The 21985-nt window shown below is 26.0% G+C and carries 24 protein-coding genes, 6 tRNA genes and 1 rRNA gene; 3 read left to right on the forward strand and 28 right to left on the reverse strand.

Features of this window, described 5'->3' with window-relative positions:
- Window position 1: 1 nt before the first annotated feature.
- A complete protein-coding gene (murA, locus tag Q7K47_07245; GenBank protein MDP0507001.1) occupies window positions 2–1282 on the reverse strand; it encodes a UDP-N-acetylglucosamine 1-carboxyvinyltransferase in 1281 nt (426 codons plus the stop codon).
- Window positions 1279–1836 (reverse strand): DUF1694 domain-containing protein, encoded by a 558-nt coding sequence (locus Q7K47_07250; protein ID MDP0507002.1) that lies wholly within the window; start codon window positions 1834–1836, stop codon window positions 1279–1281. Before Q7K47_07250 ends, murA begins: the two co-directional genes overlap by 4 nt.
- Before the next feature lie 167 nt (window positions 1837–2003).
- Here Q7K47_07250 and Q7K47_07255 point away from each other — a divergent pair, with 167 nt between their 5' ends.
- Window positions 2004–2789 (forward strand): carboxypeptidase-like regulatory domain-containing protein, encoded by a 786-nt coding sequence (locus Q7K47_07255; GenBank protein ID MDP0507003.1) that lies wholly within the window; start codon window positions 2004–2006, stop codon window positions 2787–2789.
- A 59-nt stretch (window positions 2790–2848) separates the two neighbouring features.
- Here the strand turns inward: Q7K47_07255 and Q7K47_07260 are convergent.
- The 6 genes from Q7K47_07260 to Q7K47_07285 form a co-directional block, all read right to left on the reverse strand.
- Window positions 2849–2932, reverse strand: a tRNA-Leu gene (locus Q7K47_07260).
- A gap of 7 nt (window positions 2933–2939) precedes the next feature.
- Window positions 2940–3015, reverse strand: a tRNA-Lys gene (locus Q7K47_07265).
- 8 nt (window positions 3016–3023) lie between these two features.
- Window positions 3024–3099: transfer RNA gene (locus Q7K47_07270), tRNA-His, on the reverse strand.
- A 4-nt stretch (window positions 3100–3103) separates the two neighbouring features.
- A tRNA-Arg gene (locus tag Q7K47_07275) sits at window positions 3104–3180 on the reverse strand.
- Window positions 3181–3189: 9 nt separating this feature from the next.
- Window positions 3190–3265: transfer RNA gene (locus Q7K47_07280), tRNA-Gly, on the reverse strand.
- 3 nt (window positions 3266–3268) lie between these two features.
- Window positions 3269–3345: transfer RNA gene (locus tag Q7K47_07285), tRNA-Pro, on the reverse strand.
- A gap of 131 nt (window positions 3346–3476) precedes the next feature.
- On the opposite strand from Q7K47_07285, the gene Q7K47_07290 reads away from it, so the two are divergent.
- Together Q7K47_07290 and Q7K47_07295 are read left to right on the forward strand one after the other, a co-directional pair.
- Window positions 3477–4124: an OmpA family protein gene (locus Q7K47_07290; GenBank protein MDP0507004.1), complete on the forward strand. Its 648-nt coding sequence runs from the start codon at window positions 3477–3479 to the stop codon at window positions 4122–4124.
- A 506-nt stretch (window positions 4125–4630) separates the two neighbouring features.
- Window positions 4631–4873: a transposase gene (locus Q7K47_07295; GenBank protein ID MDP0507005.1), complete on the forward strand. Its 243-nt coding sequence runs from the start codon at window positions 4631–4633 to the stop codon at window positions 4871–4873.
- Between the two features lie 125 nt (window positions 4874–4998).
- On the opposite strand, the gene Q7K47_07300 is transcribed toward Q7K47_07295, so the two are convergent.
- From Q7K47_07300 to rrf, 20 genes are all read right to left on the reverse strand, one after another.
- Window positions 4999–6012, reverse strand: coding sequence for an electron transfer flavoprotein subunit alpha/FixB family protein (locus Q7K47_07300; protein ID MDP0507006.1), 1014 nt, complete (start codon window positions 6010–6012; stop codon window positions 4999–5001).
- Between the two features lie 41 nt (window positions 6013–6053).
- Window positions 6054–6842, reverse strand: a complete 789-nt coding sequence (locus Q7K47_07305) for an electron transfer flavoprotein subunit beta/FixA family protein (protein ID MDP0507007.1) — start codon at window positions 6840–6842, stop codon at window positions 6054–6056.
- A gap of 45 nt (window positions 6843–6887) precedes the next feature.
- Window positions 6888–8033 (reverse strand): acyl-CoA dehydrogenase, encoded by a 1146-nt coding sequence (locus Q7K47_07310; protein MDP0507008.1) that lies wholly within the window; start codon window positions 8031–8033, stop codon window positions 6888–6890.
- Between the two features lie 160 nt (window positions 8034–8193).
- Window positions 8194–9405, reverse strand: coding sequence for an acetyl-CoA C-acetyltransferase (locus Q7K47_07315; GenBank protein ID MDP0507009.1), 1212 nt, complete (start codon window positions 9403–9405; stop codon window positions 8194–8196).
- Window positions 9406–9669: 264 nt separating this feature from the next.
- Window positions 9670–10509 (reverse strand): 3-hydroxybutyryl-CoA dehydrogenase, encoded by an 840-nt coding sequence (locus Q7K47_07320; protein ID MDP0507010.1) that lies wholly within the window; start codon window positions 10507–10509, stop codon window positions 9670–9672.
- A gap of 29 nt (window positions 10510–10538) precedes the next feature.
- A complete protein-coding gene (locus Q7K47_07325; GenBank protein MDP0507011.1) occupies window positions 10539–11315 on the reverse strand; it encodes an enoyl-CoA hydratase-related protein in 777 nt (258 codons plus the stop codon).
- Between the two features lie 577 nt (window positions 11316–11892).
- Window positions 11893–12384 carry a 2-C-methyl-D-erythritol 2,4-cyclodiphosphate synthase gene (gene ispF / locus Q7K47_07330; protein MDP0507012.1) on the reverse strand — a complete coding sequence of 164 codons (492 nt, stop codon included), beginning with the start codon at window positions 12382–12384 and terminating at the stop codon, window positions 11893–11895.
- A gap of 2 nt (window positions 12385–12386) precedes the next feature.
- Window positions 12387–13376: a D-glycero-beta-D-manno-heptose-7-phosphate kinase gene (gene rfaE1, locus Q7K47_07335; protein ID MDP0507013.1), complete on the reverse strand. Its 990-nt coding sequence runs from the start codon at window positions 13374–13376 to the stop codon at window positions 12387–12389.
- Between the two features lie 61 nt (window positions 13377–13437).
- The gene (locus tag Q7K47_07340; protein MDP0507014.1) at window positions 13438–14979 is read right to left on the reverse strand and encodes a hypothetical protein; all 1542 of its coding nucleotides are present in this window, start codon (window positions 14977–14979) and stop codon (window positions 13438–13440) included.
- Between the two features lie 10 nt (window positions 14980–14989).
- Window positions 14990–15484 (reverse strand): hypothetical protein, encoded by a 495-nt coding sequence (locus tag Q7K47_07345; GenBank protein MDP0507015.1) that lies wholly within the window; start codon window positions 15482–15484, stop codon window positions 14990–14992.
- A complete protein-coding gene (locus Q7K47_07350) occupies window positions 15484–16401 on the reverse strand; it encodes a hypothetical protein (protein MDP0507016.1) in 918 nt (305 codons plus the stop codon). Before Q7K47_07350 ends, Q7K47_07345 begins: the two co-directional genes overlap by 1 nt.
- The gene (locus Q7K47_07355; protein MDP0507017.1) at window positions 16388–16963 is read right to left on the reverse strand and encodes a hypothetical protein; all 576 of its coding nucleotides are present in this window, start codon (window positions 16961–16963) and stop codon (window positions 16388–16390) included. The genes Q7K47_07350 and Q7K47_07355 overlap by 14 nt, the downstream gene beginning before the upstream one ends.
- Window positions 16944–17327 carry a hypothetical protein gene (locus tag Q7K47_07360; GenBank protein ID MDP0507018.1) on the reverse strand — a complete coding sequence of 128 codons (384 nt, stop codon included), beginning with the start codon at window positions 17325–17327 and terminating at the stop codon, window positions 16944–16946. Before Q7K47_07360 ends, Q7K47_07355 begins: the two co-directional genes overlap by 20 nt.
- Before the next feature lie 37 nt (window positions 17328–17364).
- A complete protein-coding gene (locus Q7K47_07365) occupies window positions 17365–17766 on the reverse strand; it encodes a hypothetical protein (GenBank protein MDP0507019.1) in 402 nt (133 codons plus the stop codon).
- Window positions 17763–18227 (reverse strand): A24 family peptidase, encoded by a 465-nt coding sequence (locus Q7K47_07370; GenBank protein MDP0507020.1) that lies wholly within the window; start codon window positions 18225–18227, stop codon window positions 17763–17765. Before Q7K47_07370 ends, Q7K47_07365 begins: the two co-directional genes overlap by 4 nt.
- A 1-nt stretch (window position 18228) precedes the next feature.
- Window positions 18229–18711: a prepilin-type N-terminal cleavage/methylation domain-containing protein gene (locus Q7K47_07375; protein ID MDP0507021.1), complete on the reverse strand. Its 483-nt coding sequence runs from the start codon at window positions 18709–18711 to the stop codon at window positions 18229–18231.
- Between the two features lie 98 nt (window positions 18712–18809).
- Window positions 18810–19952 (reverse strand): type II secretion system F family protein, encoded by a 1143-nt coding sequence (locus tag Q7K47_07380; GenBank protein MDP0507022.1) that lies wholly within the window; start codon window positions 19950–19952, stop codon window positions 18810–18812.
- Window positions 19953–21158 carry a GspE/PulE family protein gene (locus tag Q7K47_07385; protein MDP0507023.1) on the reverse strand — a complete coding sequence of 402 codons (1206 nt, stop codon included), beginning with the start codon at window positions 21156–21158 and terminating at the stop codon, window positions 19953–19955.
- Window positions 21148–21705, reverse strand: coding sequence for a hypothetical protein (locus Q7K47_07390; GenBank protein ID MDP0507024.1), 558 nt, complete (start codon window positions 21703–21705; stop codon window positions 21148–21150). The genes Q7K47_07385 and Q7K47_07390 overlap by 11 nt, the downstream gene beginning before the upstream one ends.
- A gap of 143 nt (window positions 21706–21848) precedes the next feature.
- Window positions 21849–21965: ribosomal RNA gene (rrf, locus tag Q7K47_07395) — 5S ribosomal RNA — on the reverse strand.
- Window positions 21966–21985: the final 20 nt, after the last annotated feature.

The raw sequence follows: 21985 nt of genomic DNA on the forward strand, positions 1-21985 counted from the left end.
TTTATACTTCTTCTTTTATTCTTGAAATATCTCCACCTGTGAGCTTTAATTTTTCTTCTAAAGCTTCATAACCTCTATCAATATGATATATTCTATTTACTATGGTTTCTCCATCTGATTTCAAAGCTGCTAAAACAAGAGCTGCTCCTGCTCTAAGATCACTAGCCATTACTTTTGCTGCTGAAAATTCTTTTATCCCTTTTATTATTGCTATATTTTTCTCAACAGTTATATTTGCTCCCATTCTATTTAATTCCGGAACATGCATAAATCTATTTTCAAAAATAGTTTCTTTAATTTCACTATTTCCTTTCACCAGGCACATTAAAGTCATTAAAGGAGATTGTAAATCTGTTGGAAAACCAGGATAAGGCATTGTTGTTACTTTTGTCCCTTCCATATTTTCTAGTTTTGATTTAACTACAAATAACCCTTTTGAATCAAATTCATATTTTAAACCCATTTCAGTGAGTTTCATTAAAAAACTTTCTAAACATTCCGGCTCGACTCCCTCAACTTTAATTTTACCATTAAACATTATAGAAGCAATTATAAAAGTTCCTGCAACTATCCTGTCTGGCATAATTGAATAATCGCAAGGTTTTAATTTTTCAACACCTTCTATTTCTATTCTACCTGTACCTAACCCTGAAATTTTTGCCCCCATTTTATTCAAAAAATTACACAAATCATCTATTTCAGGTTCTCTCGCTACATTTTCTATTATAGTTATTCCTTTGGCTTTTACTGCTGCCATAATTATGTTTTCACTTGCTCCAACACTTGGGAAATCTAATATTATTTTATTTCCTTTCAGTTTTTTTTCTTTAATTTCAGCTTGAACATATCCATGATCTATTACTATCTCAGCTCCTAAAGCTTCAAATCCCTTTAAATGTAAATCTACAGGTCTTGCTCCTATCGCACATCCTCCTGGTAAAGATACCTTTGCCTTTCCACCATTTGATAACATTGGTCCCATCACTAAAAATGATGCTCTCATTTTCTTTACAAGTTCATAAGAAGCCTCTATATTTTTAATTCCATTATTAATTATTCTATATGAATTTTTATCTAGTTTTTCTACAATTAAGCCTAAACTTTCTAAAAGCTTTATTAATGTTCTTATATCCATAAGATTTGGAACGTTTTTTAATACATATACTCCTTGCTCTATTAAGGTTGCTATAAAAATTGGTAATGACGCATTTTTTGATCCCTCAACTTTTAGCACTCCTTTTATTTCTTTTCCTCCAATTATCTTAAAAGCTTCTACACTCATTCTTTTTTTTCTCCTTCTTCTTGACATATAGGACATTTTATTCCGAGTAATTTATCTACCATTTTAATTTCTGAAAAATTTTCTATATTTTCTGAATATTTTTTTTGTAATAAAGTAAAATGTTTTCTACAAATTTTTTTTCCTTCATATTTTGCATAAATAGGAGACAATCCTCTACTTAGATATTTGTCTTTTTTACTTTCTAAAATTATATTTTCTTTTTCATTATCTAATATTTCCTTGGAAACTAATACCATTCCTATTTCACTTGAAAAAGAAATCCCATCTACTAATCTGTAATTAAGTCCTATTTTCTCTGCATATTGAATGTATTCCTTTACTATTTTAAAATTAATTTGTCTACTTATCTTTAAAAGCTTCGCATCTTTTCTTTCCATTAATTTAAAAATATCTTTATTTATTTTGTCATTTAAGTCTTGCTTTTTTACAGCAATAATAATATTTTCTTTAAATTCTCCTAAATAATAATTTTTTTCTATTTGTAAATTTTGAAGTTTTACCCTTACTTTCTCTTTTTCATCAAATATATCCATTTAAGAACTTCCCTTCTCTTTATTGCTTTTTTACAACAATTATAACATAAATTGATTAACTTTAAAATAAAATTGGTCTCAATAAAAAAAAATGATATAATTTATATATAATCATTTTTTTTTTTATGTTTTAATAGTTTATTTTTTTTATCGTTAGGAGTTTTAATATGAATTCTTTTAATAGTGTGTATTTTCGTATATTTTTATTTTTATTTTTAACTGTTAATTCCTTTTGTGATAAGTTTAAAATTGATTTTGAGTTCGATATAGCTACCGGTTATATTTATTATGAAGAAAATAATCCGTTTTTTTTTAATGACTCTAAAGCTTCACTAAACCTTGAAAAGGGAAATTATACTTTCTTATTTTCTGATAAATATCAAAATTCTTTAAAAAAAAAGATTTTTATATCAAAAAATAAAAAGATTTTTATATCTTTTCTTAATAATAAAAAAATTAAAGGTAAAATTTTAGATGAAAATTTTAATCCTATTAAACTCTGTAATATAAAAATTAAAAATAAACTCACAAAACAAAAATCAAGTACAACTTCAGATGATTTTGGAAAATTTAATATTCCTTATACTGATGGAATTAATATTATCACTATAAATAAGATAGGATATTCCTCTAAAATTATAATGCAAGATTTTTCTAATCATGATTCTAATAATATTTACATCTTAAATAAAAACTTTTATCTTTTTTCTGGAATCGTTACCAATGATATATACCCTATTAATAATTTACCGATTTATCTTTTTTCTAAAAAAGGAAAACTTTTAAATAAAACTACTACAAATATAAATGGAGAATTCTTTCTTAATAATATTAATTCTAATACCTTTTATATTTTTATACCAGAAACAAAATTGTACAAAACATATAAATCATCTTTTTTTAATATAGATAAATCTATTGAAGAGTTTCGTATAAATATAAAAAAACGTTAATATTTATTAACGTTTTTCAAAAAATAAAAAAAACTACCATCTTAATAGTAGTTGCTCTATGGTGCGAAGAGAGGGACTTGAACCCTCACGTCGGAGACACTAGATCCTAAGTCTAGCGCGTCTGCCAATTCCGCCATCCTCGCATATTTATGGTGCGTCATACAGGATTTGAACCTGTGACAACACGATTAAAAGTCGTGTGCTCTACCAGCTGAGCTAATGACGCATATATATTGGGGTGACCGACGAGATTTGAACTCGCGACAACCAGTGCCACAAACTGGCGCTCTACCGACTGAACTACGGTCACCAAATGGCGTGTCTGAAGGGATTCGAACCCCTGACCCACGCCTTAGAAGGGCGTTGCTCTATCCAGCTGAGCTACAGACACATAAAAAAATGGAGCGGGAAACGAGGTTCGAACTCGCGACATTCAGCTTGGAAGGCTGACGCTCTACCAACTGAGCTATTCCCGCAAATGGTCGGAATAGCAAGATTCGAACTTGCGGCCCCTTGCTCCCAAGGCAAGTGCGCTACCGGACTGCGCTATATTCCGACGTCCTAAGACAAGAATAATAATATCATATTTAACACTTGTTGTCAACACTTTTTTTATTATTTTTTTAAATATACACTTTTATGATATTATGATAGAATAAATTAAGACTATTTTATAAGGAGGTTTATATGAAAAGTAAAAGAATTTCAATCGGTTTCCTTTTAGGAGCAATTTTGATTACAGGATGTACTAATGATTTTGTTAGACCTGAAGGTTCTACTTCATATACAAATTCTGGAGCAATGAGTGGAGCTATTGCTGGAGCTTTAGCAGGACAAGCAATAGGTCAAGATACCAAAGGTACTCTTATAGGAGCTGCTGCTGGAGCTTTATTAGGAACTGCTGTAGGGTCATCTATGCAACAACAAGAAAACGAATTCAGAAATGTATTATACAGTTCTGGAGTTGGTATTGTAAATACAGGTCGTTCTATTTTATTGACATTACCTGGAGGTTTAACTTTTCCTATTGATGGAGCAAAAATAAAACCTGAATTTACTAGGCAATTAAATTCTATAGCTTATGTCCTTAATAAATATCCAAATTCAAGAATTAAGATAACTGGTCACACCGATAATACTGGTTCTTATAACCATAATTTAAATCTTTCTGAACAAAGAGCTTATTCAGTTAGAAACTATTTAGTAAGACAAGGAGTCGGATCACAAAGAATCACTTCTTTAGGTATGGCTTCTGATCTTCCTGTCGCTTCTAACGCTTCTAAAGCTGGTAGGCAAGCTAACAGAAGGGTTACTATCGAAGTCATTTCAAGATAATCTAAACCAAAAAAAGAAGGGTCTATAATATTTGGTGTTGGTATTTGTAAAAAAATACTAGCACCTTTATTTTTTGCAAAAAAAATTGAGACAAATAAAAAAATCCATTACAATTAAGTTGCGAAAATAAAAGAAAGGATGTGATTTATTTGTCTCATAATTATTCTATCAGATCTTTGTTAAATTTAAAAGATAATAATATATTTTTTAAAAATAATTTTGTAAAGAATATTAATATTAAAGGAGTTACATCTAAAGTTTTTTTAGCTGAACTTACTTATTCTCCTGCGCATTGTGAATGTTGCGGTTTAATAATAACTCTATTATTAAATATGGGTTTAAAAATACTTTAATTAAACTTCCTATAATTTCTAATTACAACACTTATATTAAATTAAAAAAGCAAAGATTTCTTTGCAAAGAATGTGGAAAGACTTTTACTGCTAAGACTTCGCTAGTTAATAAACATTGCTTTATATCAAATCAAACTAAACTAGCTGTTGCTAATGAAGCTAAACTTAAAATTTTCAAGTCATCATATGCTAACTTCAATAAAGACATATATTAAATATTTACCTTATATTAAAAATAGTTTAACTTATCCTTTTTCTAATGGACCTATTGAAGGAATTAATAATAAAATAAAGGTTATTAATCGAATTGCCTTTGGATATCGTAGCTTTTATCACTTAAGAAATAGAATTTTAATTTATAGTAACTTAACAACAATAAAAATTCCTTCAGCATAAAGCTGAAGAAACAAAAATTATTATTTAATTTTTTTATTTTTCTCCACCAACACCAGTTGACAAAGAACCAAAAAGAAAAAGTTACTGTGAATTCACAGTAACTTTTTTATTATTTTCTTTGAAAACTATTTATTTGCATTAACTTTTTTTAATTCTTCTCCAAGTAAAGCTGCTATTTTATTAGCATCCCCAACTATTCCTAAGTCAGCAACATCAAATATTGCAGCTCCTTCATCTTTATTTATAGCAACAATATATTCAGATTCTTCCATTCCTGCAACGTGTTGAATCGCTCCTGAAATTCCACAAGCAAAATAAATATCAGGTCTTACTGTTTTTCCTGTTTGACCTACTTGTCTATCATGCTCTATATATCCAGCATCTACAGCTGCTCTTGAAGCTGAAACTGTTGCTCCTATTTCTTGAGCTACCGCTTCTAGATTTTTAAAGTTTTCAGCAGAACCAATTCCTCTTCCACCAGAAACTAATATCTTAGCTTCTGAAATATCAACTTTATTTTTAGCTTCTTTAACAACTTCTAAAACTTTAACTTTTAATTTAGATGTATCTAAAGCAAAATCAAATTTTTCAATTTCTCCTTTTCTAGCGTCATCTCTTTCTAATTTTTGCATAACTCCTGGTCTTACAGTTGACATTTGAGGTCTATGATTAGGAGAAATAATAGTCGCCATTAAGTTTCCACCAAATGCAGGTCTTGTCATTTCTAATCTTTTGAACTCATCATCAGATATTTCTAATTTTGTACAATCTGCAGTTAATCCACATACCATTCTTGAAGATACTCTAGGTGCTAAATCTCTTCCTAAAGTTGTAGCTCCAAATAGAACTATTTCTGGTTTTTTTGCATCTATTATTGCTTTGAAAGCTTGTGCATAAGCTTCTGTTCCGTATATTTTTAATTCTGGTTTATCAACAACTAATACCTTATCTGCACCGTAAGCTACTAATTCTTTTGCTAATCCTTCTATTTCTGATCCTATTAATGCTGCAGTAACAGGTACATTTAATTTTCCAGCTAATTCTTTTGCTTTTCCTATTAACTCTATCCCTACTTTTTGTAATTGCCCATCTCTTTGTTCAGCAAATACAACTATTCCTTTATAATCGCTTAAATTCATTATTCTATCTCCTTTTCTCAAGAATTTTTCTTCGTTTTTAACTATATAACGAATTTTTCTTTTAATTTTTCTACAATTAAGTTTACAGCTTGTTTTGTATCTAAGTCATTAAACACTTTCCCTGCTTGTTTAGCACCTTTTGTAAATGATTTTTTAACCTGTGTTGGAGAACCTTTTAATCCTAGTTTTTCTGCTTCAATTTTAACGTTTTCAGTTGTCCAAACTTCAACTTCCTTGTTAAAAGCATCAACTATGTTTCCAACTCTCATATATCTAGGTTGATTAGCTTCAGCTAATACTGTTACTAAAGCTGGTAATTCAGCTTCTAATAAATAGTATCCATCTTCAACTACTCTTTTCACTTTAATTGTTTTTGCATCTTCGTTATACTCTAATTCTTTTAAATAAGAGATTTGAGGTATTCCTAAATGTTCAGCTATTTGTGGTCCTACTTGAGCTGTATCTCCATCAATAGCTTGTCTTCCAGCTATTATTAAATCATAATCAATTTCTCTTAAAGCTGCTGCTAGAGCATTAGATGTTGCTAAAGTATCTGCTCCTGCAAATTTTCTATCTGTTAATAATATTGCTCTATCAACACCCATAGCATATGCTTCTCTTAAAATAGCATCTGCTTGAGGAGGTCCCATTGTAATTACTGTTACGTGAGCCCCATACATATCTTTTAATTTTAATGCTTCTTCTAGTCCACCTTTATCGTCTGGGTTCATTATACTAGGAACCCCATCTCTAATTAATGTTCCTTTTACTGGATCTAGTTTTATTTCTGTTGTATCTGGAACTTGTTTTATACAAACTACTATATTCATTTTCTATCCTCCAATATTTTTCAATATGTTCATTACCTTTTATTCTTATCTAAATAAGTTTCCTGCTATTACCATTCTTTGAACTTCTGAAGTTCCTTCATAGATTTCAGTTATTTTTGCGTCTCTCATCATTCTTTCAACTGGATATTCTCTTGTATATCCATATCCACCATGATATTGTACAGCCTTTGTTGTTACTTCCATAGCTGTTTCAGCTGCAAATAATTTAGCTCTTGCTGCATCTATGGAATAAGGTAATCCTGCACTCTCTTTCCATGCTGCTTTATAAACTAATAATCTTGAAGCTTCTACTTTTACTTCCATATCAGCGATTTGGAATTGAGTATTTTGGAATTTAGCTATAGCTCTTCCAAATTGTTTTCTTTCTTTAGTATAAGCTACAACTTCATCTAAAGCTCCTTGAGCTAAACCTAAAGCTTGAGATGCTATTCCTATTCTTCCTCCATCAAGAGTCATCATAGCAATTTTAAATCCTTTTCCTTCTTTTCCTAATAAGTTTTCATGTGGTAATCTAACATCTTCAAATATTAATTCACAAGTTGCAGATCCTTTTATTCCTAATTTTTTCTCCTTTTTACCAATAGAGAATCCTGGAGTTCCTTCTTCAATAATGAATGCAGAAATTCCTTTTAATCCTTTAGATTTATCTGTCATAGCAAAAATAACATATACATCTGCATACCCTGCATTTGTTATGAATATTTTTGAACCATTAATTATCCATTCGTTTGTTTCAGGGTCTAAATGAGCAGTTGTTTGTTGTCCTGCAGCATCTGTTCCTGCGTTTGGTTCTGTTAATCCGAATGCCCCTATCCATTCCCCTTTTGCCATTTTAGGAATGTATTTTTGTTTTTGTTCTTCTGTACCAAAGTGTAATATTGGCCATGTTCCTAATGATGTATGAGCTGATACTATAACTCCTGTTGTTCCACAAACTCTTGATAATTCTTCAACAGCCATAGAGTACATTAAGTTATCTCCACCTGCTCCTCCATATTCTTTTGGAACTGGTATTCCCATTATTCCAATTTCTGCCATTTTTTTAACAGTTTCAACTGGGAATCTTTCCTCTTCGTCTACTTCAGCAGCCAAAGGTTTTACTTCTTTTTCAGCAAATTCTCTTATCATTTGTCTGAAAAGTTCATGTGTTTTAGGTATATTGAATTCCATTCTCTCTAATCCTCCTATATTTTTTTGACTAAAAATCCTCAATAACTATTTTACTACATTTTAATCTATTAGTGCAACATTTTTTTGTAATCAAAACTTATCGATGATATATCACCGATAAGTTTTGAGATTTCAAATTTATTAATTTTTTAAAAACTTTCTATTTATCTCTTTTTAATATTACCGCTACAGACATTCCTCCACCAATACATAGAGTTGCTAAACCATAAGTAAGATCTCTTTTTTCCATTTCATATAAAAGAGTTACTAAGATTCTGTTTCCTGAGCATCCTACTGGATGCCCTAAAGCAATTGCTCCTCCATTTACATTAGTTCTTTCTAGCATCCATTCTTTAGTTACATCATGTTCTTCACACACTTCTCTTAAAACTCCTAAAGATTGAGATGCAAAAGCTTCGTTTAATTCAAATAATTCTATATCTTTAAGACTCATTTTAGCTTTTTTCAATACGTCTCTTATAGCTGCAACTGGTCCCATACCCATAATTGCTGGATCTACTCCACCTTGTCCAACTGCAAATACTTCTGCTTTTGGAGTTAAATTATTTTCTTTTAATGCTTCCTCAGATGCTAATAATACAGCTGAAGCTCCATCATTTAATCCAGATGCATTTCCTGCTGTAACAGTTCCATCCTTTTTAAATGCTGGTCTTAATTTTGCTAATTTTTCTAGTGTTGATTTTCTATTTGGATGCTCATCTCTAGCAAACATTTTTGTTTCTTTTCTATTTACCTTAACTTCTATTGGAACTATCTCATCATCAAATCTTCCAGAATCAACTGCTTTAATAGCTCTTCTTTGTGATTCATAAGCAAAAGCATCTTGCTCTTCTCTTGAAATGTTATATTTATCTACTATATTTTCAGCTGTTATACCCATGTGATAACCATGGAATGCATCAGTTAGTCCATCTGAAACCATATGGTCTATTAATTTTAAATCTCCCATTTTCACACCAGTTCTTGCTGATGCAGGTAATACAAATCCTGCTTGAGACATTGATTCAACTCCACCTGCTAAAATTAAATTTGATTGTCCACATTTAATTTCACAATAAGCTAAATAAACTGATTTTAATCCTGAACCACAAATCATGTTAATTGAGTATCCTGGTACTTCTTGAGGAACTCCAGCTTTTATTGAAGTTTGTCTTCCTATTCCTTGCTTATGACCTGCATGTAAAACATTTCCCATAACAACTTCATCAAGTTTTGCTGGATTTATTTTTGTTTCATCTATTATAGCTTTAACTATATGAGCCCCTAAATCTCCTGGTTGAACACCTTTAAGACTTCCTAGGAAACTTCCAATCGCTGTTCTTTTCGCTTCTACTAAATATACTTTTGACATTTTTTCCTCCTGAATTAACTTTATATTTAAATTATTTTTTCCAATTTCATTAAATAATTTTCTTTAAAAATTTATTTTTACAAAAACTACCTTTCAATTATATTGCATCTTCACTTTTTTTAAAAATATATTTTATATATATTTAAACTGTTTTGATTTAATTTTAATCTATATGCTCCTTTTGCGCTCATAGTTTAGACTGAAAATTTTCAACTTTAATAAAATAGGCTTGAACTTATCTTCAAGCCTATTTTTTTCAAATAATTACTTCGAATAATTATAGAAACCTTCTCCTGTTTTCATTCCTAACTTATGTCCACGAACCATTTTTCTTAACAATGGATGTGGTCTGTATTTTGTATCTCCCATTTCATTATATAGCACTTCCATTATCGCCAAACATACGTCAAGTCCTATTAAATCTCCTAAAGCTAATGGTCCAATAGGGTGATTACAACCTAACTTCATAGCTGCATCTATCCCTTCAACACTAGCTACTCCTTCTGCATAAATACCTATAGCTTCATTTACCATTGGTATTAATATCCTATTAACAACAAAACCTGGAGCTTCCTCAACCTGAACAGGAACTTTCCCTATTTCCTCTGATATTTCTTTTATCTTTTCAACTACTTCTTCCGGAGTATTTAATCCCGCTATAACTTCCACTAATTTCATTACTGGTACAGGGTTGAAAAAATGCATCCCTATTACAGGTCTTCTTAGTCCAGATCCTATCTCAGTTATAGATAATGATGATGTATTAGTTGCGAAAATTGTTTCTTCTTTACAAATTTCATCTAACTCTCTAAAAGTTTGTTTTTTTATCTCCATATTTTCAATAGCTGCTTCTATAACTAAATCACATTCTTTACAGATTTCTTTTGTTCCAGTTGTTATTCTTTCTAAGATATTATTAGCGTCAGAAGCTTCCATTTTCCCTTTAGAAACTTTTCTCTCTAATCCTTTTGCTATCTTAGCTTTTCCTTTTGCTGCAAACTCTTCATTAATGTCACATAGCATAACCTCATATCCATTAGTTTGTGCAAATGTTTGTGCAATCCCTGAACCCATTGTTCCTGCTCCAATAACACCTATCTTCATTTCAAATCCTCCTAATTTATTTTTATTAACTATTTATTTATAAATCCTTCTACTTTTTTCTTTTCTAAAAAAGCTTTCATTCCATTTTTCTGGTCTTGAGTCTCAAAACAACTTCCAAATAATTTTTCTTCTACAATAATAGCTTCATCCATATTTAAAGAAATTCCTTCATTTATAGCTTTTTTGCAAGCTCTTACAGCTATTGGTGCATTCCTATATATTTTTTTAGCTATTTTTTTAGCTTCATTTATCAATTCTTCACTTGAACAAACTTTATTTACTAATCCTATTCTAAAAGCTTCCTCCGCTTTTATATTAGAAGCTGTATAAATCATTTCCTTAGCTTTTCCTATTCCTATTGTTCTAGCTAATCTTTGAGTCCCTCCAAATCCAGGAGTTATACCTAAGCCAACCTCCGGTTGACCAAACAAAGCGTTTTCTGAACATATTCTAATATCACAGCTCAAAGAAAGTTCACAACCTCCCCCTAGAGCAAACCCATTTACTGCCGCTATAACGGGCACCTGAAATGTTTCTAATTTTCTAAAAACATCATTTCCCATCTTACCAAAAACTTCCCCTTCTGATTTTGTTAATTTACTCATCTCAGAAATATCCGCTCCTGCAACAAAAGATTTAGAACCACTCCCTGTTAAAATAAGAGCTCTTGTCTTTTCTAAATCAACATCGTCAAGAACTTTATTTAGCATTTCTAAAACATCAGTATTTAAAGCATTCAAGGCTTTAGGACGATTAATAGTAATCACCCCGATAAAACCATCTTGTTCATATTTAACAAATTCCATAAGATTTCCTCCTTAATGTACTAATGAATTTGATAACTTTTTCATCATTTTCAAGATAAATTTTTGCTTTTAGTTTTACACAAATTTTTTTAGGTTATCTCTTTTTCAAAATATAACTAATTATATTGCAAATTTGACCATTTTAAAAATATATTTTATATATATGTTACCCTAATTTTCAAATTTTTTGCTTTTTAGATCTTTTGTTTATCATTGCTCCAATAAACTTTCAAATAAAAGATTCTCTTGATAACGAGTAAATTTGTCTGAGCTTTTATGAATCATTTCTCTTAAAAAAACTTAAATTTTCAGTCTGTTTTTATAAATTTTTTATCGTGCTCTCTTTTATGCTACTAGATATTTTTTAAATAATTATTTTCTTTGACTTTTAATATTAACTCCTCAAGTATCAATTATATGCTAATCAGTTATAAATATCAAGACCACTCACAATTTAAATTTTATTTTTCAGCATTTTTTATTTATAACTACCGAAATTAATAAAGATAACCTCAAAACCATTATAACATTTTAATGATTAGCTAAAAAAAGAAAGCTTTCTCTTTCTTTTTTTAGATTAAGCTTTCTTTTTTTGTTTTTTATTTAATATCAAAACGCAATAACTTTTTATTCCTTCTTCTCTTCCTGTAAATCCTAAGTTTTCTTCTGTTGTTGCTTTAACACTTATATTTGATATCTCTGTCTTTAAAATTTCTGAAATATTTTTTCTCATTTCTTTTAAATAATTCTTTAATTTAGGTTTTTGAGTCACAATTATGGAATCCAAATTTCCTATCTCATATCCTTCTATATCCATAATATTTTTAACTTTTTTTAATAAAATTTTACTATCTATATTTAAATATTCTTTATTATTATCTGGAAAGTGTTGGCCTATATCCCCCAAAGCTAATGCTCCTAATATCGCATCTATAATTGCATGCAACAAAACATCTGCATCTGAATGTCCTAGCAATCCAACCTTATAAGGAATCTCTACTCCACCTAAAATAAGTTTTCTCCCTTCTTTAAATCTATGTACATCATAACCATTTCCTATTCTAATCATAACTATTCAACTTCTTTTCCATAAATTTCATCATAAAAATCTATTATTTGTTCTTTTGTCGCTGTAGATGTTCCTATTTTCCCAACAACTATTCCTGCTGCTGTATTTGCAATCTTGGCAGCCTCCTCCCAAGAAGCTCCTGCTGCTTTTGATAGTGTATAAACTGAAATTACTGTATCTCCAGCTCCTGTAACATCAAAAACTTCTTTCGCAAAAGTAGGAATATTTGTTACACCATTATCATCATATAAACTAACTCCTTCTTCGCTTCTAGTTATTAATAAATTTTCTAATTTTAACATGTCTCTTATATCTGTTCCAACCTCATTGATATCCATATTTTCAGAATTTTTTAGACATAAAAAAGCTTCCTTTTTATTAGGAGTCATTGAAGACGCCCCTACATAATTTTTTATATTTGAAGGCTTTGGATCAACGGTTATTATTTTATTGTTTTGTTTTGCTAATTTTATTATTTCTCGAGATAATCTAGGAGTTAATACACCCTTATTATAATCAGATAATATTATTGCATCTATATTATTAATATTATTTCTTATATTTTCTAGTATTGCTTCTTCTAATAAATCATCTATATTTGTAGGATCTTCCCAATCGATTCTTAATAATTGTTGATTTCCTCCTAAAATTCTTCTTTTTACAATAGTCGGCCTTTCTTCACTTTTTATAATCCCAGAAATTTCTACTCCTATTTTTTTCATAGATCTTAATAATTTATCTCCATCTATATCATCGCCTACCATACCATAGCAATATGTCTTTACTCCCAAAGTAGATAAATTATTTATTACGTTTCCAGCACCACCTAATACAAACTTTTCTTTCTTTATTAATACTACCGGAACTGGAGCCTCCGGCGAAACTCTTTCAACTGTTCCTATTAAATAATCATCTAACATTATATCCCCAACAACAGCAATTTTTAGTTTATTAAAATTAGAAAGTATTGTCTTGAATCTGTTTTTATTCATAAACTCCTCCAATTAATATTTATATCTAACATTTTACTAAGAATTTTAAATAATATCAATACTAATTCTGATTTTTAATTATATCTACTTTAAGTTTTATATATAAATCAACTTTTTCTCTTTTATTAGCCTTATATTTAAATAAATTTCCCGCAACTGGAATTGATGATAAGCCTGGAACTTTGCTTATCTCTTTTTTTAAAATATCTTTTTTTAATCCTCCTATTAAAATTTCATTTCCATCTTTTATCTTTAGAGTAGTTTTTAATACTCTTGAAATTTTAGATCCTCCATTAAATTTAGTGGTTTCTTTTTGTGAACTAGATTCTTCTATATTGGTTACCTTAAAATCACTTGCTTCTAATTCTAATTTTAAATTAATTAATTCATTGTTCATAATTTCAGGAACAACCTTTAGAACTATTCCAGCTTCCTTAAATATTGGAGTATAAGTTGTTTTATCATTTTCATTCTCCTCTTTTTCTTCTCCAACTATTTTTTCTTCAGTTATTTTAATTTCTCCTTCTGCACCATTAACAGTAACTATACTAGGAATTGAAGTTATCTTCAAATCTTGTGTTGCTTCCAATAAATCTAAGCTGAATTTTAAAAATTCTTTATCATTTTTAAAAGGTTTCAGTAGACTCCCTACAGTTGAATATACTTCACCTATTCCTACTATTCCACTATTTTTTAATATATTTATATTGTCTTGTTGATTAGAAGTTTCATTATAAGACCAAGAAAAACCTAACTTATCAAATAAATTCTCTGTTATATCTATTATTTCTACTGTTATTCTTACTTGTTTATTATTATTATCAATACTATCTAAATATTTTTTTATCTCATTTACCTGTTCTTTTTCTCCACTTAAATAAACTATATTTTCTTTTAAATTTTCACTAAAATTAACCATATTTTTTTTACTTTGTAATAATGTTCCTATATTTATTTCCTTTAAGTTATTTATTTTCACTTTTTCTATTATAAAATTATCCTTTTTTTTATAGATTTCTCTGTCTTTTAAATCTTTTTGTTGCATTGAAACCTCTATTAAGTTATCTTTTTTATTTACTTCTAATAATTCTCCTTCAGTTATATATCCTGCTTTTTTTAAAGAAATAAAATAAACTCCATATGGTATATTCTCCAATATGAATTTTCCATTATTATCTGAAAAATATCTTTTAGAATTTTCTCCTATTATCTTAATTTCTACCCCTTGTAAATTATTTTTGTATTTTTGATTATATACATTTCCTATTACTATCCCTTTATCTGAATCTTTTGTATTCTTCGTTGTTACATAAATATATTTTTCCTTCTCTTCTATCTTATATTCATTAATTTTACAGCATTCTTGTAAAACATTATAGATACTTTTTTCCCCTTTACTCATCTTTATATGATCTTTTTGAATCTTCTCATTTGGTGTAATTAATATATCAGATTTAGAAGTAAGATCCATACACAATTCCTCGATTGTTCTATTTTGAATCTTGTTTAAATATTTTATTTTCTTAGTTTTTTCTATTAATCCTACATTTGCAAAAAGTTCTTGAACAACTAATAAATATAATATAATTTTTATTATCTTCATTTTTTTTCTCCTATTTTCTATAAAAATATCCTTCTAAATTTATGGTTGCTATTAGACTACTTTCGTTATTTTCTATATAAAAATTTCCATCACTAAGAAAAATATTTTTTTCTTTTTCTAATTGATTTAAAAAACTTATAAAATTATACAATTTTCCCTCTAAATTATACGAACCTATTATCCTATTTCTATTTACTTTTAGTCTACCCATATAGATAATTTTTAAATTATTTTTTAAAATACAATTATTTATATAATTAGAATAGTCACCTACTTTCTTAAATTTTTTAACTTTTATTTTTTTGTTTTCTAAAATTTCTTTTTTATTAAATAAAAAATTTTTCTTTTTTAACAAATTTACATTATTTGATTTTAAACTTTTATTTTTTTTTAATAATATATTTTTTTCTTTTTCTAATTTTAAAACTGTAAATGTTGGATTTATAATCATCCCATAAATAATGGTCATGAAAAATATAATTGTCATTTTTTTATTGTTTTTCATCAAATTACCTCTATTTCTAAACAAAAAATATATTTATTCTCTTTTTTTTCTATATAATCATACTTTAATGATTTTACATTCTTATCTGATTCTATTTTTTCCATAAATTTGAATAATTTTTTTTCATCCATTACATAACCTTCTAGTTTTATTTTAATATTATAAATATTATATTTTGTAATAATAATATCTCTATTTATATAGCTCAACACCAAAAAAAAGTTTCTTTTTATATTATTCTTTATGCTTTTAATCTCTTTTGTTTTATTAACATTTTTGTTCTTAGAATTTTTTTTGTTTATTTGATTTTTTAATTGGTAATTTTCATTTTTTATAATACAATTCTGTTCTTTTATATTTTTTATTATATTGAATAGCTTGTTTTCAAAAATTTTTATCCCTAAAAAAACAATAATAATAATCATGCAACTCAAAATTAAATTAAAATTTATCCTTTTTATTTGATTTAATATCAAATCATAATCATCAATTTTATTTTTTAAGTCTATATCTATATATATTCCTTTAACTGAAATTCTATTTTTTATAAAGATTTCAATTATTTTTTCCATAAAGTCCCTCTCAAAAATATAAATAATATATTTTTGATTTAATTTATAAGTTTCAATAAACAAATCATCTGTTTCTTTTTTTAAATTTTCCATACATAATTCTTGAATATAGTTTTCTATTTTAAAAACCTCTTCTTCTAAAATCTCTTTTTTTATGTACGCTCCTTCTTCAAAGCAGATTATAATTTCTTTTTTCACTATATATTTTTTTATTTTATTATATATTTTTTGATGATCTAATTTATTTAAATAAAACTTAAATATTATTTGTTTATTATTGTTATATATTTTTAAATCACTTTTAGAAAAAACTATATATATTATTTGTTTATTATTTTTCAACATATATTGCCCCTATTCTAGATTTTGAATTTTTTATGATACTTAAATCTTCATCATAAAAATAACTATTATTTATAATTATTTTTACTTTTATTCCTTTTAATTGTTTTTCTCCAATTAGCATACTATCATATTTTTTGATAAAAACTATTTTAATTTCATTGCTTTTATTATAGTCTGAGTAATTTTTTATTAAAGATTTATAATTTTTTTTATTATTTTTATTTAAATCATAAATTATTTTATTTTTTTTTATTATTTTAAAAATCTTATATCCTGTATCTGTTTTTTCATTTTCATTTTTAATTATATTCTTATTCCAAATCAATTCATTTTTTCTATATACTATATATTTTATACCTCCTTTGACTTCAATATATTTTTCATATTCTCTTTTGATAATCTCATTGCTATTTTTATTTTTATCTTTTAAAAGAATATTACATTTTTCATACTCTTTTTTTAAAAGGAAAGAAGTTACTACTGATAAATAACTTAACAAAAGTAATAAATATAATGTTAAAATTAAGGTATTTCCTTTTATTTTATTTTTTAAAAAATACATAATCTATCCTTTCATTCTTAATTTTAGTTTTTACAAAAATTAAGTTATCTTCATTAGTAAATTCTCCCCAAATATTATCTATATAAGTCTCCCTTTTTCTAGAATTTTCCTTTATTTCTAATTTTAAATCACGTGTAAAAATATATTCTTTGATATCATCATTTTTTTTAAGTAATAGTCTTTTTTTCCCTTCAACCTTTAATGAACTTGCTTCGTTAATATCCTTTTTTAAAACCTCTAATTCTCTATAATAATTTCTACTATAAGTAGTTAAATCTAAAGATTTTTTATCTAAATAAACTGTTGCTAGTATCAATTTAAAGACACAGTAAGAAAAGATACAAAAAATATTTAATGAAATCATTGCCTCTAATAAAAAAAACCTTTTTTATTCATTTTAATCACTCCAATATAAATTTTTCTTGTTTTTTATCTAAATTTATTTTTATATATTTAATTTTCCCTATCTCTATCTTATCTAAACTTGCTTTTTCTTCAATAATTTTTACTCCTTTTATTTTAAAATATTTAAATGTTCCTAAATAATAAAAATTTTTATTTGTCTTTATAAAATATTCTTTTCCTTTTGTTTTTAATTCATAATTACCTATTCTTTTATTAAAAAATAAATCCCTTCTCAAAATATTTTGTAAATTATTTTCCAATATTGCTAATTCATATCTATACTCTATTCTTTTTATAACTTTAAAATTAAAGTTAAATAATAACAAAAAATCTAATATAATTATAAAAATTAAAAGCAAAGATATTACTAATTCAATAATATTTCCTTTAGTTTTCACTTTGTTACCTCTAAAACTTCTAAAACAAATAAAGCTAAACAAACAATTGGAGCAAAAGGTATTTGTACACCTCTTATTTCTTTTTTCTTTACAATTTTTAAAATAACATAACATAAAACAATTCCCACTAAACAAATAATATTATAATAATAAACCACTGCAAATAATGAACTATATCCTATATAAAATCCTATCGAACTTAGTAATTTAACATCTCCAAAACCTATTAATTCTTTTCCCACTATATTGCTAACATAACCATATATAACTAAAAGGATTATTGGATAGACCCCAAAACCTATGATTGAATTTTCAAAACTATAATTAAAAAAAAATATTTTTATTCCTTTTAATAATAAAATAAATAAATTTAAAGCATCTGGTATTTCGCATGATTTGTAATCTGTATAACTAATAAGTAATAAATTTATTATAAAAAATAAATCTATAATTTTTTCCATATTATAACTCCTCCCATTTATAATTATTAATTGTATAATCTCCCATTTCCGTATCTTTCTCTATCCAAATATTAATTCCGTCTGAACTATCTTCTTCACCTTTAAAAGTATATTTTATATTTCCTCCTAATTTTATTTGTCCATTTTTTTCTTTTCTACTTCCTCCTACTACTTCTTTTACATCATTATTCTCATTTGAAGTTTCTAATTTATTTATATTTCCAGAAAAATAAATTTTTATTTTTTCTAAATCAGAGTCTGTTAAGTAATCTTTTATTTGTCCATTTTCCTCTCCTAATGGTTGTCCTTCATCTAAATAATACATTTGAGAAGCTGTTCTCAACATTGATAAATCTGATATTACTTTTGTATCTTTTGCCTTTGCTAAATAAATTGATATTTTAGGAGTCATAATACTTGACATTATACCAATTATTGCTATTACTACTAACGTTTCAACTAAAGAAAACCCTTCATTTTTCATCTTTTTTCTCCTTTTTTTAATTTTTCAAATAAAATAATACCAAAATATAATTTTTATACTTCATAAAAATTCTGTTTTTATATTAATCACCTTCTTTGCTAGATACTGTCTATTATCTTTAATAGCGGAAAATAAATTCCTTTAAAAATAAAAAAAATTACTATTCCTATTATTATTATTGTAAAAGGTTCTAGTAATTTTATAATTATCTCTATTTTATTTTCTCTATCTTTTTTATTATTGTTATATATTATTTCTAAGCTTTTGACTAATTCTCCAGATTTTTCGCCTAATCGGATAAATTCTAAATCTTTTTTATTAAAAAATTCACTTTTTCTAAAAGAAACTTCAATATTTTTTCCTTCTTCAAAATTAACTAAAATATTTTTTAATCCTTTTTTTCTATTTTTATTTAATTCTTCCTTTTCTAGAATTTTAATAGCATAGACTAAATTTATATCTGATTTTAATAATATTATTAATGATTCTAATAAATTTAATTTATATAAGCCCATTAAATAATTTTTAATTTTTTTTGATTTAAATATATAGTTTAAAATTTTTTCTTTTATTTTAATATTCTTTATTATAAAAATAACTATCGAAAATATTATTCCTAAATAAATAAAGTTGTTTGAAAACCATATTATTCCTCTTGTTGTTTTTGATACCTCTATATTCATTTCTTTTAATATAATTACAAAATTAGGTAAAAGAAATTTACCTAAAAATATTAAAATTAAAAATATAAAAAACAATAATATTTCTGGATAAACTAGTATTTTTTTTACTTCTCTTCTTAATTTAATCCTAGTTTTTAATCTGTTTTCTATTATTGAAAATGATTTTAATAGATCTCCAGATTCTTCTCCTATTTTTAAAATAATAAAATCTATTTCTTTTAAATTTAAACCACTATTTTTGAAAATAAAATCTATTTTTTCACCATTTCTTAAATAATATTTTATTTTTCTTATATAATTTTTCATCTTTTTGTAATCAGAAAAATAATTAATAGCATCATAAAATTGATAACCACTTTCTATAAAAATTCTTAGTTTAATAAAAAAATTTAAAAGTTCAGTATCTTTAAGATCTTCTTTTTTTATTATAAACGTTTTTATTATAAATAATTTATTTCTTTTCAATGCTTTTTCTAATTGTTTATTAGATGTTTCGTAATTAAAGATAATTTTCTTTTTTCCTTCTTTATTTATAACAAAAGACATATATTTTTTCATTTAAATCACTCTCAACAATTCATCCAAAGATATTTTTCCTTCTAAAACTAATCTTACCCCATCATTAATTAAAGAATTTATTTTAAAAGCCTCTTTTATATTATCTATCTTAATTTTATCTAAAGATAGATTTTGCTTTTTTAATAAAAATTCTACCAAAGGTATTCTCCCAATATAACCTTTAAAATTACATTTTTCACATCCCTGTGATTTTTTATATATTGTTTTATCTTTTAAATCTTTTGTAGTTAAGTTTAAATCTTTTAATTTTTCCAAATAATCATTATCAATAATCTTACAATAAGGGCATAGTTGCCGTAAAAGATGTTGACTTAAAATCCCTGTAATTCCTTCTAATAAAAGTTTAATATCTACTCCTAAATCTTGTAGTCTTTTTAAAGAACTTATACTATTTTTACTATGAATTGTTGATAAAATTAAATGTCCTGTTAAAGAAGCTGTTAAAGCAACTGATGCTGTAGTTTTATCTCTTATCTCTCCTATTACTATTATGTCCGAGTCTTGCCTTAATATAATTTTTAACAATTCTGAAAAATTTAATCCTAGGTCTTCATTGCATTGAATTTGGTTGATTCCCTCAATTAAATATTCCACAGGATCTTCAATTGTTGTAATATTCTTAGTTTTAGTATTTATTTCATTTAAAATTGAATAAAGAGTTGTTGTTTTTCCTTCTCCCATAGGTCCTGCTATCAATATCATTCCTGATTTTTTTTTTAATATTTTAAAACAATTATTACAAATATTTTTATTTATTCCTAGTTCTAATAAAGATTTAATCACTTGATTTCTTTTTAAAACTCTTATTGAAATCTTTTCTCCAAAATAAGTAGGAATTATTGAAACTCTAAAATCATAATTAATTTTCTTATATTTACCATTAAATCTTCCACTCTGAGGAATTCTTTTCTCAGCTATATTTAATCCACAAATAATTTTTACTCTTGATAATAATGGATTGTATTTTTCTAAGTTATATTTTCCTAATTCTAATAAATCACCATCTTCCCTTACCCTTATTCTAAATTCTTTTTCTCCCGGTTCTATGTGAATATCACTTACTTCCATCTCAATAGCTTGTTGAAAAATTTTATTAAGAAACAAATCTATATATGATCTATTTTCTAACAAATTTTTTTGATAATCTAAAATATCTAATTCTTTTTTTTCTTTATTAATAGTCATTTATTTTAACCCATCTCTCTTTCATTATCTTTTCATCATCATAATTATATAATATCCATTTTGAGTCCATATTTTCTGGAAATAAAGACTTGTAGATGTTTATTTTTAAAATTTTATTTTTTCTAAACAAATAAAAAGAAACTCTATATTTTGATTTTTTTTTATTGAATATATAAATTGAAAATGCTTTACTAGTATTTGAATTTATAGTTGAATTAAAAATAAATTTTTTAACATATCTCCCATCATAAGGAATTTTATAATCCAATATTTTAGGCAATCTTATTTTTTCTATAATTCTTTCATTACCCACTTGATAGATTAGTATACTTTTACTTTCCGTTTGAAATATAAATTTATACTCTTCTCTTTTAAAAGATTTAGTGCAATATTTATCAATAATATTAACTATTTTTATTATGGCTTCTTTTTCTTTGATTCTTTCATTTGTTTTTTTTAGTTTAAATAAAGTAAAGAAAAGAATAATCGATAAAATAATAAGATATATAAAATATTCAATTAATAAAAATCCTTTTATTTTTTTCAAATCAAGTCCTCCATGTCTCTAAATTTTATTCTATCACTAATTCCCATATTTTTAAACTCTTTTTTTTATATATATAAAAAAAAGTAAGGATAAATAAATTTTATTTATCCTTACTTTTTCAATTTTCCAAAAAATAAAAAAAAGATTGGCAAGTTCTTATCCTCCCAGAGGGCTGCCCCCCAAGTACTTTCAGCGTTTATGAGCTTAACTTCTAGGTTCGGTATGTTACTAGGTGTACCCTCATAGCTATTCTTGCCAATCATTATTAATTTTTTTTCAT

It is taken from the genome of Fusobacterium sp. JB019 (genome assembly GCA_030673965.1).
Classification (GTDB): domain Bacteria; phylum Fusobacteriota; class Fusobacteriia; order Fusobacteriales; family Fusobacteriaceae; genus Fusobacterium_B.

Coding starts and splice junctions, on each gene's coding strand:
- Q7K47_07315 (MDP0507009.1), bottom strand. CDS start 9,405: ATGTCAAAAGTATATTTAGTAGAAGCGAAAAGAACAGCGATTGGAAGT.
- Q7K47_07380 (MDP0507022.1), bottom strand. CDS start 19,952: ATGAAAAAATATATGTCTTTTGTTATAAATAAAGAAGGAAAAAAGAAA.
- Q7K47_07320 (MDP0507010.1), bottom strand. CDS start 10,509: ATGAAGATAGGTGTTATTGGAGCAGGAACAATGGGTTCAGGGATTGCA.
- Q7K47_07375 (MDP0507021.1), bottom strand. CDS start 18,711: ATGAAAAATGAAGGGTTTTCTTTAGTTGAAACGTTAGTAGTAATAGCA.
- Q7K47_07345 (MDP0507015.1), bottom strand. CDS start 15,484: ATGAAAAACAATAAAAAAATGACAATTATATTTTTCATGACCATTATT.
- rfaE1 (MDP0507013.1), bottom strand. CDS start 13,376: ATGAATAAAAACAGATTCAAGACAATACTTTCTAATTTTAATAAACTA.
- murA (MDP0507001.1), bottom strand. CDS start 1,282: ATGAGTGTAGAAGCTTTTAAGATAATTGGAGGAAAAGAAATAAAAGGA.
- Q7K47_07355 (MDP0507017.1), bottom strand. CDS start 16,963: ATGTATTTTTTAAAAAATAAAATAAAAGGAAATACCTTAATTTTAACA.
- Q7K47_07350 (MDP0507016.1), bottom strand. CDS start 16,401: ATGTTGAAAAATAATAAACAAATAATATATATAGTTTTTTCTAAAAGT.
- Q7K47_07360 (MDP0507018.1), bottom strand. CDS start 17,327: ATGATTTCATTAAATATTTTTTGTATCTTTTCTTACTGTGTCTTTAAA.
- Q7K47_07255 (MDP0507003.1), top strand. CDS start 2,004: ATGAATTCTTTTAATAGTGTGTATTTTCGTATATTTTTATTTTTATTT.
- Q7K47_07325 (MDP0507011.1), bottom strand. CDS start 11,315: ATGGAATTTGTTAAATATGAACAAGATGGTTTTATCGGGGTGATTACT.
- ispF (MDP0507012.1), bottom strand. CDS start 12,384: ATGATTAGAATAGGAAATGGTTATGATGTACATAGATTTAAAGAAGGG.
- Q7K47_07290 (MDP0507004.1), top strand. CDS start 3,477: ATGAAAAGTAAAAGAATTTCAATCGGTTTCCTTTTAGGAGCAATTTTG.
- Q7K47_07250 (MDP0507002.1), bottom strand. CDS start 1,836: ATGGATATATTTGATGAAAAAGAGAAAGTAAGGGTAAAACTTCAAAAT.
- Q7K47_07370 (MDP0507020.1), bottom strand. CDS start 18,227: ATGGAAAAAATTATAGATTTATTTTTTATAATAAATTTATTACTTATT.
- Q7K47_07340 (MDP0507014.1), bottom strand. CDS start 14,979: ATGAAGATAATAAAAATTATATTATATTTATTAGTTGTTCAAGAACTT.
- Q7K47_07305 (MDP0507007.1), bottom strand. CDS start 6,842: ATGAATATAGTAGTTTGTATAAAACAAGTTCCAGATACAACAGAAATA.
- Q7K47_07310 (MDP0507008.1), bottom strand. CDS start 8,033: ATGGAATTCAATATACCTAAAACACATGAACTTTTCAGACAAATGATA.
- Q7K47_07385 (MDP0507023.1), bottom strand. CDS start 21,158: ATGACTATTAATAAAGAAAAAAAAGAATTAGATATTTTAGATTATCAA.
- Q7K47_07300 (MDP0507006.1), bottom strand. CDS start 6,012: ATGAATTTAAGCGATTATAAAGGAATAGTTGTATTTGCTGAACAAAGA.
- Q7K47_07295 (MDP0507005.1), top strand. CDS start 4,631: ATGAAGCTAAACTTAAAATTTTCAAGTCATCATATGCTAACTTCAATA.